This is a genomic window from Alteraurantiacibacter aquimixticola (assembly GCF_004965515.1).
Lineage (GTDB): Bacteria > Pseudomonadota > Alphaproteobacteria > Sphingomonadales > Sphingomonadaceae > Alteraurantiacibacter > Alteraurantiacibacter aquimixticola.
On record NZ_SSHH01000001.1, the window covers coordinates 1222830 to 1236481 of the forward strand.

The 13652-nt window shown below is 64.0% G+C and carries 13 protein-coding genes and 1 other RNA gene; 10 read left to right on the top strand and 4 right to left on the bottom strand.

Translation table 11 applies throughout. The annotated features are described in order from the left end of the window. Positions 1-64: 64 nt before the first annotated feature. Both E5222_RS05625 and E5222_RS05630 read left to right on the top strand, forming a co-directional pair. Positions 65-742: a response regulator transcription factor gene (locus E5222_RS05625; protein WP_136692705.1), complete on the top strand. Its 678-nt coding sequence runs from the start codon at positions 65-67 to the stop codon at positions 740-742. Beyond that, positions 675-2153 carry a sensor histidine kinase gene (locus E5222_RS05630; protein WP_136692706.1) on the top strand — a complete coding sequence of 493 codons (1479 nt, stop codon included), beginning with the start codon at positions 675-677 and terminating at the stop codon, positions 2151-2153. The genes E5222_RS05625 and E5222_RS05630 overlap by 68 nt, the downstream gene beginning before the upstream one ends. 6 nt (positions 2154-2159) lie before the next feature. On the opposite strand, the gene E5222_RS05635 is transcribed toward E5222_RS05630, so the two are convergent. Continuing rightward, positions 2160-2459, bottom strand: a complete 300-nt coding sequence (locus E5222_RS05635) for a chorismate mutase (protein ID WP_136692947.1) — start codon at positions 2457-2459, stop codon at positions 2160-2162. Positions 2460-2573: 114 nt separating this feature from the next. Between E5222_RS05635 and E5222_RS05640 the strand changes: the two genes are divergently transcribed. The 4 genes from E5222_RS05640 to E5222_RS05655 are packed head-to-tail and all read left to right on the top strand — an operon-like array spanning position 2574 to position 6750. Beyond that, positions 2574-3596 carry a polyprenyl synthetase family protein gene (locus tag E5222_RS05640; protein ID WP_136692707.1) on the top strand — a complete coding sequence of 341 codons (1023 nt, stop codon included), beginning with the start codon at positions 2574-2576 and terminating at the stop codon, positions 3594-3596. A 3-nt stretch (positions 3597-3599) separates the two neighbouring features. Next, positions 3600-3989 (top strand): DUF1801 domain-containing protein, encoded by a 390-nt coding sequence (locus E5222_RS05645; protein ID WP_136692708.1) that lies wholly within the window; start codon positions 3600-3602, stop codon positions 3987-3989. 23 nt (positions 3990-4012) lie between these two features. Continuing rightward, positions 4013-6439: an ATP-dependent helicase HrpB gene (gene hrpB / locus E5222_RS05650; protein ID WP_136692709.1), complete on the top strand. Its 2427-nt coding sequence runs from the start codon at positions 4013-4015 to the stop codon at positions 6437-6439. Positions 6440-6471: 32 nt separating this feature from the next. After that, positions 6472-6750, top strand: coding sequence for an ETC complex I subunit (locus E5222_RS05655; RefSeq protein ID WP_136692710.1), 279 nt, complete (start codon positions 6472-6474; stop codon positions 6748-6750). 216 nt (positions 6751-6966) lie between these two features. Here E5222_RS05655 and E5222_RS05660 read toward each other — a convergent pair whose 3' ends face one another. Beyond that, the gene (locus E5222_RS05660) at positions 6967-7251 is read right to left on the bottom strand and encodes a hypothetical protein (protein ID WP_136692711.1); all 285 of its coding nucleotides are present in this window, start codon (positions 7249-7251) and stop codon (positions 6967-6969) included. Positions 7252-7329: 78 nt separating this feature from the next. Between E5222_RS05660 and ffs the strand changes: the two genes are divergently transcribed. Then, positions 7330-7424: signal recognition particle sRNA small type (gene ffs, locus E5222_RS05665), an RNA gene on the top strand. On the opposite strand, the gene E5222_RS05670 is transcribed toward ffs, so the two are convergent. After that, positions 7420-7956: a DUF4188 domain-containing protein gene (locus E5222_RS05670; protein ID WP_342773167.1), complete on the bottom strand. Its 537-nt coding sequence runs from the start codon at positions 7954-7956 to the stop codon at positions 7420-7422. The genes ffs and E5222_RS05670 overlap by 5 nt on opposite strands. Positions 7957-7991: 35 nt before the next feature. On the opposite strand from E5222_RS05670, the gene E5222_RS05675 reads away from it, so the two are divergent. The 3 genes from E5222_RS05675 to E5222_RS05685 all read left to right on the top strand — a co-directional run bounded on the left by E5222_RS05675 (position 7992) and on the right by E5222_RS05685 (position 11181). Further along, positions 7992-9872 (top strand): DNA polymerase III subunit gamma/tau, encoded by a 1881-nt coding sequence (locus E5222_RS05675; RefSeq protein WP_136692713.1) that lies wholly within the window; start codon positions 7992-7994, stop codon positions 9870-9872. Positions 9873-9910: 38 nt separating this feature from the next. Beyond that, on the top strand, positions 9911-10252 hold the full coding sequence (locus tag E5222_RS05680; protein WP_136692714.1) for a YbaB/EbfC family nucleoid-associated protein: 342 nt from the start codon (positions 9911-9913) through the stop codon (positions 10250-10252). A 161-nt stretch (positions 10253-10413) separates the two neighbouring features. Next, positions 10414-11181 (top strand): energy transducer TonB, encoded by a 768-nt coding sequence (locus E5222_RS05685; RefSeq protein WP_169053498.1) that lies wholly within the window; start codon positions 10414-10416, stop codon positions 11179-11181. A gap of 60 nt (positions 11182-11241) precedes the next feature. On the opposite strand, the gene E5222_RS05690 is transcribed toward E5222_RS05685, so the two are convergent. Next, positions 11242-13311 carry a PAS domain-containing protein gene (locus E5222_RS05690; protein ID WP_169053499.1) on the bottom strand — a complete coding sequence of 690 codons (2070 nt, stop codon included), beginning with the start codon at positions 13309-13311 and terminating at the stop codon, positions 11242-11244. Between the last annotated feature and the right edge of the window lie 341 nt (positions 13312-13652).

Below are 13652 nucleotides of genomic sequence, written 5' to 3' on the forward strand. Positions count from 1 at the left end.
GATCCCAAATGACCACTTAACGGGCAACATGTGGCGCCAATGCGCGCCTAGCAGGGGAAGTTGAATGCGCATCCTGATTGTCGAGGATGAACCCACTCTGGGTCAGCAGCTGAAGAATACACTGGAGCAGAACGGCTATGCCGTGGACCTGTCCACCGATGGTGAGGACGGGCATTTCCTCGGCTCGACCGAGGATTACGACGCGGCCATTCTCGACCTTGGCTTGCCGGAGATCGACGGGCTGACCGTGCTCGGCATGTGGCGCAAGGAAAAGCGCAACTTCCCCGTACTGGTCCTCACCGCGCGTGACAGCTGGTCGGACAAGGTCGCAGGCCTCGATGCAGGCGCTGACGACTACCTCGCCAAGCCTTTCCAGACCGAAGAGCTGATCGCCCGCCTGCGCGCGCTGATCCGTCGTGCTTCGGGCAATGCCTCCTCCGAACTCACCGCCGGCGACGTGCGGCTGGACACAAGGTCCGGTCGCGTCACAAGGGCAGGCGAGCCGGTGAAGCTGACCGCGCAGGAATACAAGCTGCTGTCCTACCTGATGCACCACAAGGGCAAGGTGGTCAGCCGCACCGAACTGATCGAGCATATCTACGATCAGGATTTCGACCGCGATTCGAATACGATCGAGGTCTTCGTCACCCGCATCCGCAAGAAGCTGGGTGCCAATGTCATCACCACGATCCGTGGCCTCGGTTACAGCCTCGACGACCCCGCAGACCAGCCGCGCGAATAGCGGGGGCGACCCGCAGGCGGCTGGTCCTGCTGATGCGGGAGAGGCCGCCGTGCCTGAAACGGAGGAGCTGAACCACACCGGTAGTATCCAGCGCCGCATGATGCTGATCGCGGCGGTCTGGATCACGATCCTGCTCGGCCTCGGCGGTTTCGCGCTCGACCGCGTGCTTACCAACCTCATCACCCGGCAGTTCGACGAGCAGCTGGAAATCGCGCTCACTGCCATGGCCAATTCGGCCGAGATCGATCCTTTCGGCGAGGTCTATTTCAACCGTATCCTGGGCGACCAGCGCTATCTCGAGCCGAATAGCGGCTATTACTGGCAGATCTCGGGCGGTGAGTTCGTGCCCTATCTCTCGCGCTCGCTGTGGGACGAGCCCATCGAAATCCGCGAGGACGTCCGCGCCGAACAGCCGATCTTCTACGATGGCGAGACAGCGACGGGTGACGAAGTGCGCATCGCCCAGCGCACCTTGCGCATACCTGGCAGCGAGGTCGAATGGCAGTTCGTGGTGGCGGGCACCCTGTCCGATCCCGAATCGCAGATCGCGGTCAGCCGCTCGGTGCTGACATGGTCCTTCGCCATTCTTGCCATCGGCCTGTTCCTGATGGCCATGCTGCAGACCTGGTACGGCCTTGGTCCCCTGCGCCGCATCCGCCTCGCCATCGCCCGCATCCGCACCACCGGCACCAACCGCGTTACCGATCCGCTGCCGCTTGAAGTGCAGCCGATGGTGGAGGAACTGAACGCGCTGCTCGCCCATTCGGAAAAGCAGGCGGAGGAAGCGCGCACCCATGCGGGTAACCTCGCCCATGCGCTGAAGACCCCGCTCACCGTGCTGACCAATGCAGCGAGCGCGCATGCGCCCGATCTTGATCATACCGTGCTGCGCGAAGCGGCGGTGATGCGGCGGCAAGTTGACCACCACCTCGCCCGCGCCCGGGCCGTGGGCCGGCGGGCGATCGGCCTTGCGCGTTCCAACGTCATGGACAGCACCCAGGCGGTCGAACGCGCCGTTTCACGCCTCTATCCTGAGGTGCGTTTTGATATTGCCGGGAAGGGCGATGCGGCGGTTGCGATCGAGAAGCAGGACCTCGAGGAAATCCTCGGCAACCTCATCGAGAACGCGGCCAAATATGGCGGCGGCAGCGTGTTCATCACCGTCGATGCAGAGCCGGACAGCGAGCTATGCACCGTATGGGTGGAGGATGACGGCGCGGGCATCCCCGTCGCCAAGCGCGACGAGCTGTTCAGCCGTGGTGCGCGGCTCGACACCGAGAAGCCCGGAACGGGCCTCGGCCTCGCCATCGTGCGCGACGTCGTGGAGATTTACGGCGGCAAGGTGGAACTCGATGAGAGCGAGGACCTCGGCGGCCTGCTGGTGAAGGCAAAGATGCCGCGGGCGAGCTGACCGCTTCTAGCTTCCGCCCCGCGCGATATTGTGGTGGCGGATCACCTCGTCGATCACGAAGCGGATGAACTTCTCGCTGAATTCGGGGTCGAGGTCTGCGTCTTCCGCCAGGGCCCGCAAGCGCTGGATCTGCTTCTGCTCGCGCCCCGGATCGGCGGGCGGCATATGCGTCTTCGCCTTGTACTCGCCCACCGCCTGCGTGATGCGGAAACGTTCCGCCAGCATGTGAATCAGCGCAGCATCGATATTGTCGATGCTCTTGCGATAGGCGGCCAGAACCGGGTCGAAATGCGTGTCGTTTGTCATCTGCTCCACCGGCTGGGGCGGTTCGGGTTGGGGGTATCGCATTGCCATAGACCCTAGCTAGCAGCAATTGCGCGCTTGCCAACACCCGCGTGGTCGCTCATGGGGTGGGCCGCCATGACGTCCAATGTCGTCCCCCTCAAGCGCGGCAGTGAGCAGGGCCGCCCCTCGCTCGCGCCGATCCTGTCGCTCACCGCTACGGCGATGAATTCGGTCAACCAGGTGATCCTGGACCGGATGCAGAGCGAGATTCCCCTGATTCCGGCGCTGGCCGGACACCTGATTTCGGGCGGCGGCAAGCGGATGCGGCCGATGCTCACCATCGCCGGGGCAGAGGTGATCGGATACCAGGGCACGCGCCACCACAAGCTGGCCGCTGCCGTGGAGTTCATCCACACCGCCACGCTGCTGCATGACGATGTCGTGGACGGCTCCGAAACGCGCCGTGGCAAGGAAGCAGCGAACATCGTCTACGGCAATCCCGCCACCGTGCTGGTGGGCGATTTCCTCTTCTCCCGCGCTTTCGAGCTGATGGTGGAAGATGGCAGCCTCAAGGTCCTGAAAATCCTGTCTTCCGCCAGCGCCATCATCGCGCAGGGCGAGGTCGACCAACTCGTCTCGCAGCGCAAGATCGAGACTTCGGAAGAGCGCTACCTCCACATCATCGGCGCCAAGACCGCCGCGCTTTTCGCCGCCGCCAGTCGCATCGCCGCCGTGGTGGCCGAGCGGGACGAGACGGAGGAAAAGGCGCTCGACGATTACGGTCGCAATCTCGGCATCGCCTTCCAGCTGGTGGATGACGCGATCGACTATGATTCGGACGCTGCCGAAATGGGCAAGGATCGCGGTGACGATTTCCGCGAGGGCAAGATGACGCTGCCCGTCATCCTCGCCTATGCGCGCGGCAGCGATGCAGAGCGGCGCTTCTGGCAGGACTGCATCGCCGGTTTCACCATCTCCGACGCCGACCTCGCCGAGGCGGTCACGCTCATCAACATGCACAATGCCGTGGCCGACACCCGCGAACGCGCGCGCCACTATGCCCAGCGCGCCTGCGATGCGCTGGCTATCTTCCCCGACAGTGAGGCACGCCGGGCGATGGTGGAAGCGGCGCAATTCGCGGTGACGCGGGGGTATTGATTGATGGCCGGGATGAAGGCCTATGCCTCGCCCGAAGAGTGGTTCGCCGATGCCGAAGACTGGCAGAAGCCGCTAATCGACAAGTTCAGGGCGGCCATTCTTGACGCGGCACCGTTCGAAATGGCGATCCGCCATGGCAATCTCTTCTTCCTGCATAACGGCCAATGCATCCTCATCAGGCATGATCCGGAATGTGTGATCCTGGGGTTTTTCCGCGGCAAGCGCTTGCGTGACCTGGAACCGCGCCTGAAAGCGAGCGGCAAGTACGAACTGGCCAATATCGTCTTCCGCGAAGGTTCGCAGGACTTGCCGGAACGGCTGGGAGAGCTGGCGCGCAAGGCTGCCGATCTCAACGCGCAACTGGGCGATCCGCGCGACCTGTCGAATTACTGAGCAAGTTCGGTTAGGGCGAAGCCGTGGCCCAGAATCTTCCCATCAACGCCGTCCTGCCGGAACTGCTCGGCGCTTTGCGTGCGCACAATTCCGCCGTGCTGATCGCACCTCCCGGCGCGGGCAAGACCACCGCGGTTGCGCCTGCGCTGATCGGTGAGGAATGGTGCAGCGGACAAGTGATCGTCCTCAGCCCCCGCCGCGTGGCTGCACGCGCCGCGGCGGAGCGGATGGCGGAGATGCTGGGCGAGAAGCCGGGCGAGACGGTCGGCTACCTCACCCGCATGGACAGCAAGTCCGGCCCCAAGACGCGCATCCTTGTCGTGACCGAGGCGATCTTCGTCTCGCGGCTCCTCTCCGACCAGGAACTCGAAGGTATCTCCGCCGTGCTGTTCGACGAGGCGCATGAGCGGCATCTCGACAGCGATCTCGGCCTCGCACTGGCGTTGGAAACGCAGGGCGTGCTGCGCGAAGACCTGCGCTTGCTGGTCATGTCCGCCACCATCGACGGCGCGCGGTTCGCGCGGCTGTTGGGCGAGGGCGCTCCGGTGATCGAGAGCGAGGGCAAGGCGCACCCGCTGCGGGTGGAGTGGCTCGGCGCCTCGCCCGAAAAGCGGATCGAGGAGGCGATGACATCCGCGATCCTTGCAGCATGGCGCGAGGAGGAGGGCGATATCCTCGCCTTCCTGCCCGGCGTTGGCGAAATCGAGCGCGTGCGCGAGCGGCTGGAAGAGCGACTGCCCAATGTGCCCATCCTGCCGCTGCACGGACAGGTGCAGCCAGCGGACCAGCGCATGGCCATACGCCGCGATGTCGAAGGCCGCCGTCGCCTCGTGCTCGCCACCAGCATTGCCGAGACTTCGATCACGCTCGATGGCGTGTCGGTCGTGGTCGATAGCGGCCTGTCGCGGCGCGCGGAATTCGACGTGGCAGCGGGCGTCACCCATCTCGTCACCCGGCGCGCTAGCCAGGCATCGGCCGGGCAAAGGGCGGGGCGCGCGGCGCGGCAAGGACCGGGCGTTGCCTATCGCCTGTGGGAAGAAGGCGGCCATGCCGGGCGCGAGGCTTTCGATCCGCCCGAAATGCTCACCAGCGACCTCGCCCCGCTGACACTGTCGCTGGCGCAATGGGGAGTGGAGAATGTGGCGAGCTTGAAATGGCTCGACGTCCCGCCAGCACCTGCGTTCTCCGCCGCGCACGAGCGCTTGCAGGCGCTGGATGCGCTCGATGATGAGGGTCGAATCACCGATTGGGGGCGCAAGATTGCCGCGCTGCCCATGTCGCCACCGCAAGCCGCCATGGTGCTCTATGGCGCGCAGCACGAAGCGGGCAGGGAGGCGGCGCGGCTGGCGCTGCTGATGCAGGAACGCGGGCTGGGTGGGCGCGGCGAGGACTTGGCGCAGCGCCTCCAGCGTTGGAACGGCGACCGCTCGAAAAGAGCAGAGGCGGCGCGCAAGCTGGCCGATGGCTGGGCGCGCAAGGCAGGCGATCTGGTGAAGAGCGAGAAGGGCGAGAGTCCGCCACTCGCCATCCTGCTCGCCCATGCGCTGCCCGCGAATGTCGCGAAGCGCCGCGATGCGAGCGGGGAGAGCTGGCTGTCGGCGGGCGGGCGCGGCTACCAGCTCGATCCCGCATCGCCGCTCGCACGTGCCGAGTGGCTGGTGATCGCCGATGCGCAGGGCCGGGCGAGCGGCGCGCGGATCACTGCCGCGATGCAGCTAGACCCCGGCGAAGTCGAGCAATGGCTTGGCGAGCGGATCGAGCGGCGCCATTCGGCCCGCTGGAATGCGAGCGAAAAGCGGGTGGAGGCCCGGCTGGAGCGTCGCCTAGGGGCGATCACGCTGAAGAGCGGCCCCGACCCCGATCCGGACCCGCAAGCGCTTGTGGACCTCCTTGTGGAGAAGGCTGTGGATAAGCTGGGGGAACTGCTCCCGGCCGACCTTCTGGCGCGCGCTCGCTTCGCCGGGCTGGAAGCGCTCTCTCTGCAGCGGCTGGGTGAGGAAGCACCCGAATGGCTCGCCCCGTTGCTACATGGTCGCCGCGGGCTCGACCTTCCTAATGGCAAGCTGGTCGATGCGTTACTCGGCCGCTTGAGCTGGGACGAGCGCCAGCAGCTCGACCGGCTGGCTCCGCGCGAATTCTCCAGCCCCGCCGGAACGCGCCACGCCATCGATTATGCAGGCGACGATGCCCCTTGCGTGGAAGTGCGCGTGCAGGCTGTCTTCGGCCTCGAACGTCATCCGATGATCGGCAACACGCCTCTGCTGCTGAAACTGACCGACCCGGGTGGCAAGCCCATGCAGGCCACGCGCGACTTGCCCGGCTTCTGGCAGGGCAGCTGGCGCGATGTGCAGAAAGACGGCAAGGGCCGCTATCCCAAGCACCGCTGGCCCGATGAACCATGGGCGGAAAAGCCCAGCCTCAAGACCAAGAACGCCTTCAATCGCACTTGATTTCGCGGGCGAGAATCAACAAAGGGAAACCTATGCAGGCCCGTATCTACAAACGCCCGAAGAACGCCATGCAGAGCGGCAAGGCTCTGGTGGACCAGTGGATCCTCGATTTCGCTCCGGCGCAGGCGAAGAAGCCCGACCCGTTGATGGGCTGGGCCGGCAGCGGCGATACGCAGCAGCAGGTGCAGCTGAAATTCGAAAGCTGCGAGGCGGCGCAGGCCTATGCGGACAAGCACGGCATTCCCGCCGTGGTCCACACAGTCCCGCCCAAGCGCCTGAAGATCCAGGCCTACGCCGATAATTTTAGATAATATTCGGCCTCAATCGCCGGCGGCTGCATCCGCAGCGTTCTGCCTTAGGCAGTGCTTCGCATCGACTATCCTCGCCTGAGTCCCTTCGTCCTACGGACTACGGGGTGGAGTAGTTTATCCTGAGCGGCTGCTGCAGGCAGCCAGCCGAAGGGGGCGCGCATTCGCGCTTGCGGGCCTTTGGCCCGAAGACGTGCTACGCCCGCAATGTTCCGTCTATTATTTCCGCAATTGCAGCTCGCCACGTTCGAATGCCGTGCGGCAGTCGGTCGCGTCGTGGCGGATATCTTCGTCCAGCAGCGGCGTAGCGGTCATGCCCGGACCTTCGAAGCGCGGGTCGTCGCATTCGCTATCATTCGAATAGTCGCCATTGTCGTCACCGAAATCGACCGTTGCGGCCAGCTCCGGATTGCCTGGTGCCGTCAGGTCATTGGCGGCCATTGGCGGTTCGCCGCAAGCTGCCAGAATGAGAACCATACTTGCCGGCACGATAATCTTGATCATTAATACCCTCCCCAAAAGGTCTTGAGGCGGATAGCGCTGATGGGTTGCAAAATTATAACCGCATCGCCATATCGCGGTCCGGGAGTCGGGTGGACGTTTGCGTTCGCTCACCGGGTCAGGTCCGGAAGGAAGCAGCCCAGGTGAATTGCGGCGGGTCGCTCGGCTCCTTTACCCTTCAGACATGGCAGACATGCGATCGCGCGCGGCGACGCGCGAGCCCGTGGCCGGTTGCCGCCCACTAAAGCGAGCGAGGCCGAAAGGCGGCATATTGACGCTTATCGTCTCGAAGCCACCGGCCGGTACGCAGTAGGTCTCGTGAAAGATGCCAACCGAGCCATTGTCCCCCACAGCCTTGTTGAAAGCGCTCCAGGCGGGCCAATGGTTGCGATCACGGTCTTGAGCATAGGCTTCGAGGCGTGCGAAATCGCGCCAATATTGTACGAGCAACACGGTACGCATGCCTGCCAGCAACGTTTCGGCGCCAATGAAGCCGCTTTCGGGGTTGTCCTCCAACTCGGCGATCATCGGCCCCATGGACCGGGCCACCGGCAACCATTGCCGAGGCCTTAGGAAGTGGTTGATGCGCATTCCTATCAGGAACACGACAAGCGACCCTTCATGTCTGTCGGTAAGTCGACCTGGCTCTATCATCACATTCTCCAGTGGTGCTGCCGAATGGCACGGGGGGCAAAGCTGTTGTACCATTCGACATCGGCACGCGCCGCACCTAGATTGAAGCGATGGGTGATTCACCAGACGATACCGACCTCCCGCCCTGGGATGATGAGCAGGAAGAGGAGGCCCAGGAGCAGGCAGGGCCCTCCGCAGCCGAGCTTGAGGCTGCGGGCCAGTCCGCCATGTTCGGCGATGCCGCGCCCCCGCCTGTAGAGGACCCTGCCGTGGCGAGTGAGGCCGCGCCTGCGTCCGTGGAGCAGCCTGCTGCGGCCCCGGCACCTCCGCCGGCCAATTCCGGCCCCTATCGCGTGCTGGCGCGCAAATACCGTCCGCAGACATTCAGCGAGCTGATCGGCCAGGAGCCGATGGTGAAGACGCTCGCCAACGCCATTGCGCGCGACCGGCTGGCGCATGCCTTCCTGATGACCGGCGTGCGCGGGGTGGGCAAAACCTCCACCGCGCGCCTGATCGCCAAGGCGCTCAACTGCGTCGGCCCGGATGGGCAGGGCGGACCGACCATCGATCCTTGCGGTGTGTGCGAGCCGTGCCAGGCCATTGCGGAAGGCCGCCATATCGACGTGATCGAGATGGACGCCGCCAGCCATACCGGCGTGGACGATGTGCGCGAGATTATCGAGGCGGTCCGCTATGCCGCCGTCTCCGCGCGCTACAAGATCTATATTATCGACGAAGTGCACATGCTCAGCCGCAACGCTTTCAACGCGTTGCTCAAGACGCTGGAAGAGCCGCCTGCGCATGTGAAATTCCTTTTCGCCACGACAGAGGTCGACAAGCTGCCGGTGACGGTGCTCTCCCGCTGCCAGCGCTTCGACTTGCGGCGCATTCCGGCCGAATTGCTCCACCAGCATTTCGCCAGCGTGTGCCGGCAGGAAGGTGTCGAGGCCGAGGACGAAGCGATCGCCATGGTCGCCGCCGCTGCCGAGGGTTCGGCGCGCGACGGCCTCTCCATCCTCGACCAGGCGATCGCCCATGCCGACATGGATGCAGGCGACGGCGCGACCATGGTCACCGCGGCCAAGGTGCGCGAAATGCTGGGCCTTGCCGATAAGGGCGCACAAAGGCGGCTATTCGCTCACCTGCTCAATGGCGACCCGCAGGGCCTGCTTGCTGCCGTGAACGACCAGTATTCGCTCGGCGTCGAGCCGCTGGCGCTGCTGCGCGGCTTGATGGAGCTGACGCATCGTATTGCCGTCGCCCAGCTGGGTGAGGGCGAAGTGACGGCGGTCAGCGAGGAAGAGCGGCAGGATATCGCGCAATGGGCCGATCGCCTCTCCGCCGGGCAGGTCCATCGCCTGTGGCAATTACTGCTGAAGGGCCATGACGAGGTGAAGGGCGCGCCCGATCCGCTGGTCGCGGCGCAAATGGCGCTGCTGCGCATCCTTCACGCCGCCGACATGCCCGATCCGGGCAAGCTGGAGAAGCTGCTGAAGGAGGCCGCCGAGCGCGGTGTGGGGGCCGTGCAAGCTCCCGCTGCTCCGGGCGCCGCTGCATCCTCGCAGGACGGTCCGCAAGCGGCTGGCTCCATGCCCGATGCACATATCGAATGGACGATCATGTGCGACCGGGTGGAGCAGGAAGGCCTGCTGCGCATGGGTCAGGTGATGCGCGACTGGATACGTATCATCGAGCTACGCGACGGCTATTTGCGCTTCACCCATTCGGACGAATTCGACGAGGATATCCTGCCCGAACTGCGCGATGCGCTGCTGCGCGCCACGGGCGAGCGGTGGGATGTGGCGAAAGGCGCGGGCGAGGGCCAACCGAGTTTGCGCGAACGCGCCGAAGCGGCGCAGGCCGCCGACCGCGCGCGGATCGAAAGCCATCCGCTGGTGCAGGCGACCAAGGCGGCCTTTCCCGCCGCCGAACTGCTCGACGCGGAAGAGATGCCGGTGGGCGAGGCGCGCTGGAACCGGCGTGCTGGATAGCCTAAATTGGCTTCACACGAACAAGCGAGAGACGACCAATGGAATCCATGGAAGAGATGCTGAAGGCGGCGCAGGAAGCGGCCCAGAACATCCAGAAGCAGATGAGCGACGCGCAGGTGAAGCTCGATTCGATCGAGGTAGAGGGCTCGTCCGGCGGCGGCCTGGTGAAAATCCGCGCCACTGCAAAGGGCCGCATCCTCGGTGTCAATATCGATGACAGCCTGATGGTGCCGGAGGAAAAGCAGATCCTCGAAGACCTCGTCACCGCTGCCTTCAACGACGCCCGCGACAAGGCCGACCGCGCGGCCAATGAGCAGATGAAGGAAATCCAGGGCAGCATGGGCCTGCCACCGGGGTTCAATCTGCCGGGGATGGGTTGATCGGCACGCTCCGGTGGGCGTGATGACGTTATAGGAAGCGGCCAAAGGGGGAATTCGCGCGATATCATGCAGCAGTTGTAGTTGCTTCGGCTCTTGCGGCCACTATGCCGAATCTTGCCCACGCCGAAACGGTAGTTCTTGAACCGGCTTCCCCTTGGTTAATGGATTACGCTGAGGACAGTTGCGCCTTGCGGCGGGCCTTTGGTGCCGAAGGGCAGGAAGTCGTGATCGAGCTTCGCCAGTTCCAGCCCGGTGACGGCATGATGTTCACTGCCTATGGCGAGCCGCTCCGGACGAGGATGCGGCCCGCGTTGTTCCGGTTCGAGCCGGTTGGTGAGGAGCAGAGCCGTGAAAATGCGCAGCTTCTTGAGGTCGAGGGCTTTGGGCGGGGTATAACTCTTGATATCAGCCTCCATCCTGTCGCGGATGGCGAAGCGGAAGCGGAGCCGGAAACGGTGGCGGTCCGCGAAACGCGTGAGGCGGCAATGACGGGGATTTCGATCAGCGGAATCCTTCGTGAAGAGACCGTTTTTCAGACCGGGTCCATGGCAGCGCCGGTAGGCGCCTTGCGCAACTGCATGGATGAATTGCTGACCCATTGGGGTATCGACGTCGAAGCTCACAGGTCGCTCCAACGCCAGGTCGAGCCGAAAGACTACGACGGCTGGGTGCACACAATCGTCAATACCGGCTTCCCCCGCAGCATGATCAGGCGGGGCGAGAATGCGATCGTTCGCGTGCGTCTGATCGTGGGAACGGATGGGCGCGCCGTTTCCTGCCACATTCCCATTGCTATCGGACATCCGGATTTCGAGGAAGCAGCTTGCCGCACATTGATGGACCATGCAAAATTTGATCCGGCCCTGGATGCCAATGGCGATCCGATCGAAAGCTATTGGGTCACGAGCATAGCGTATCGGACCTCCTGAGGGAGTTTTCGCTCGCTCGGTTGTTTGCGTGGTGAACCAGACCGACCGGTGAAACGGGCTTCAAGCCACCGCGCGCCTTTTCACCGCTCCGCTGCCACCAGCCACAACCACCGGCACCTCCAGCTTTGCCACCGTGCCTTCACCCGGCGTGCTATCCAGCGTAAGCCGGCCGCCCATGGTTTCGGCGAGGCGGCGGGCGATGGGCAGGCCGAGGCCGGTGCCGCCATGTTGCCGCATGCGCCCGGTATCGTCCTGGACGAATTCGCCGAACAGCGATTCCAGCCGCTCCGGATCGATTCCGATGCCCTGATCGGTCACGGTGACCGTCAGCCATCTCGTTCCCATGCGGTCGTCGCAACGCGCGTCGATCCGCACGCTTCCCCGATCGGAAAACTTGATCGCATTGCCGACGAGGTTGGTGAGGATCTGTCCCAGCCGCAGCTCGTCGCCGAAGACCTGACAGGGCAGGGCGGGGTCCAGCGAGAGGTCGAGCGCGATCTGCTTGTGCTGCGCCGCCCCGCGCATCAGCTGGGCGGTGCGGGTTATCGCGCCGCCGAGATCGAATGGCTCTTCGCGCAGGACCAGCTTGCCTGCCTCGATCTTCGAGAGGTCGAGGATGTCATTGAGGATCTTGACCAGCGACTTTCCGGAATCGTGGATGAGCTTGGCATACTGACGCCGCCGCGGGTCGGTATCGCTTTCCATCAGCAATTCGGCAAAGCCCAATATGCCGTTCATCGGTGTGCGGATTTCATGGCTCATATTGGCGAGAAAGGTTGATTTAGCATGCGCGGCAGCCTGTGCGGCATCGCGCGCCGCGCGCAATTCGCCCAAGGCTTTGCGGTTTTCGCTGACGTCCTGCAGCGTGCCGATCATGCCAGGATCGCCATCCTCCAGCCGGTGGAACGGCCGCGTCTCGTTCACGGCCCAGATCACCTGTTCGCCGATAATGAAACACTGTCCTTCGCCGGGAAACACGGCCTGCGTTTGCGAACACTTGGAGTAATCGGTCGGGCAGGGTTTCAGCAGGTCCCTCAGATCATTCCCCAGCAGATGGTCGAGATCGTGCCCGGTCAATTCCTGCATCTGCCGATTGGCATAGGTGACCAGACCCTCGGAGCTCGTCTGGTAGACTGCCACCGGCAAGGCTTCGGCCAGTTCCCGGAAATTGTCCTCGCTGGCCTGTCCCGCCTGCGCCATAGCCTGGCGCCGGGCAAGCGCCCTGACCTGCGCGAAGTGGTTTTCCTCCAGCCGGTTGACCTTCTGTGCATCGAGCAAGCTCATTGCGGTCAGGGTGATGACCATGCCTATGGCAATCAGGCTGAGGCCGAAGGGATAGTCGAAATAGTCGGCATCGAGCGCTGCCAGAACTGTCAGGCAGGTGGCAAAAGGCAGGATCAATATCGTCGGCATGATGTGGCGCGCCGCGGCGCTGCCCGCTCCGCGCCCGCTCAACACGCCCATCCAGCCGCGTGCGGGGCGCAGCAAGAGCAAGGCGGAAAAGGCAGCGGCGAAACAAAGCGCAGTGTGCAACGCCATATTGGCGAAGACGGTGATTGCGTAGAGCGATTCCACGTGGAAGGCCGACCCGACAATGGCCAACAGGCTGACCAGCAGGCCGGTAGTGGCGGATGAGACGAATATCCGGTCTGCGCCCTGCCGCTCCCTCAGGCGCGCGATGGCGACAGCGGCCAGCAGGAAGCTGAGCGAAGTGCCGAGCGACATGTGATCCTCGCCAAGGCCGCTCATGTCCGAGAAGAGGGCTTGGTCGATGCCCGACAGGCTGGAAAGGGACATCACCAACAGGTTGGCAGCGGCGACAAGGGCAATCAGCAGGCTGGCACCGTGTTGGAGCCGGCGCCGTGCGGTTCTGGCAAGATCGAGATCGGACAATATGGCGAGACTGGCCACGATGAAGAGGAAGGCCGTGCTCGGGACCATGGCGGGGAGGTCGGCGATGATATGCGTTGCTGCTGCGTTCCCCAGGGCCCAGCCGACCAGAAGGACAAAGGCTCCGCAGGCCCAGACGGTGAGGGCGAGTGCCATCACAATGAACTGGCTCTGGCGGAGAAAAGACTGCGCCATCCGGCGCCGCTCGCTTGCGGCTGCCGTGCCCCGATCATCTGTCACGCGAGGATCCTGTTCCTTCATTAACCAATGAATGACAGGCGATCTTCGCGAGACCGGAAACGCACTCCTAGGCAGAACTGCCTATCCGGGCGGCATGCATTCCTGTGCTTTCCCACGCCAGGACAGCCGTTGCAGCGCCTCCAATCATGGTCGATCCGACCTGCTTCTGCCCAGCAGCATGCGCATTTCTATCCTCGCGCGGGAGGCGGCGGGATTGTCGCTTCAGGACACTGTTCCATGTGTTCCAAGCCCCCATCCACAGCCCTGCCAGAAGCTGGCATTGCAGGGCGGGGGTGGCGTCCCCATATTCGCAGGCAAGCAACCCGATGGATACTGATTGA

What these genes read in the sequence shown, in the direction of transcription:
- E5222_RS05625 (WP_136692705.1), top strand. Translation starts at nt 65, where the DNA reads ATGCGCATCCTGATTGTCGAGGATGAACCCACTCTGGGTCAGCAGCTG.
- E5222_RS05630 (WP_136692706.1), top strand. Translation starts at nt 675, where the DNA reads ATGTCATCACCACGATCCGTGGCCTCGGTTACAGCCTCGACGACCCCG.
- E5222_RS05635 (WP_136692947.1), bottom strand. Translation starts at nt 2,459, where the DNA reads ATGACAAACGACACGCATTTCGACCCGGTTCTGGCCGCCTATCGCAAG.
- E5222_RS05640 (WP_136692707.1), top strand. Translation starts at nt 2,574, where the DNA reads ATGACGTCCAATGTCGTCCCCCTCAAGCGCGGCAGTGAGCAGGGCCGC.
- E5222_RS05645 (WP_136692708.1), top strand. Translation starts at nt 3,600, where the DNA reads ATGGCCGGGATGAAGGCCTATGCCTCGCCCGAAGAGTGGTTCGCCGAT.
- E5222_RS05655 (WP_136692710.1), top strand. Translation starts at nt 6,472, where the DNA reads ATGCAGGCCCGTATCTACAAACGCCCGAAGAACGCCATGCAGAGCGGC.
- E5222_RS05660 (WP_136692711.1), bottom strand. Translation starts at nt 7,251, where the DNA reads ATGATCAAGATTATCGTGCCGGCAAGTATGGTTCTCATTCTGGCAGCT.
- E5222_RS05670 (WP_342773167.1), bottom strand. Translation starts at nt 7,956, where the DNA reads ATGGTACAACAGCTTTGCCCCCCGTGCCATTCGGCAGCACCACTGGAG.
- E5222_RS05675 (WP_136692713.1), top strand. Translation starts at nt 7,992, where the DNA reads ATGGGTGATTCACCAGACGATACCGACCTCCCGCCCTGGGATGATGAG.
- E5222_RS05680 (WP_136692714.1), top strand. Translation starts at nt 9,911, where the DNA reads ATGGAATCCATGGAAGAGATGCTGAAGGCGGCGCAGGAAGCGGCCCAG.
- E5222_RS05685 (WP_169053498.1), top strand. Translation starts at nt 10,414, where the DNA reads ATGGATTACGCTGAGGACAGTTGCGCCTTGCGGCGGGCCTTTGGTGCC.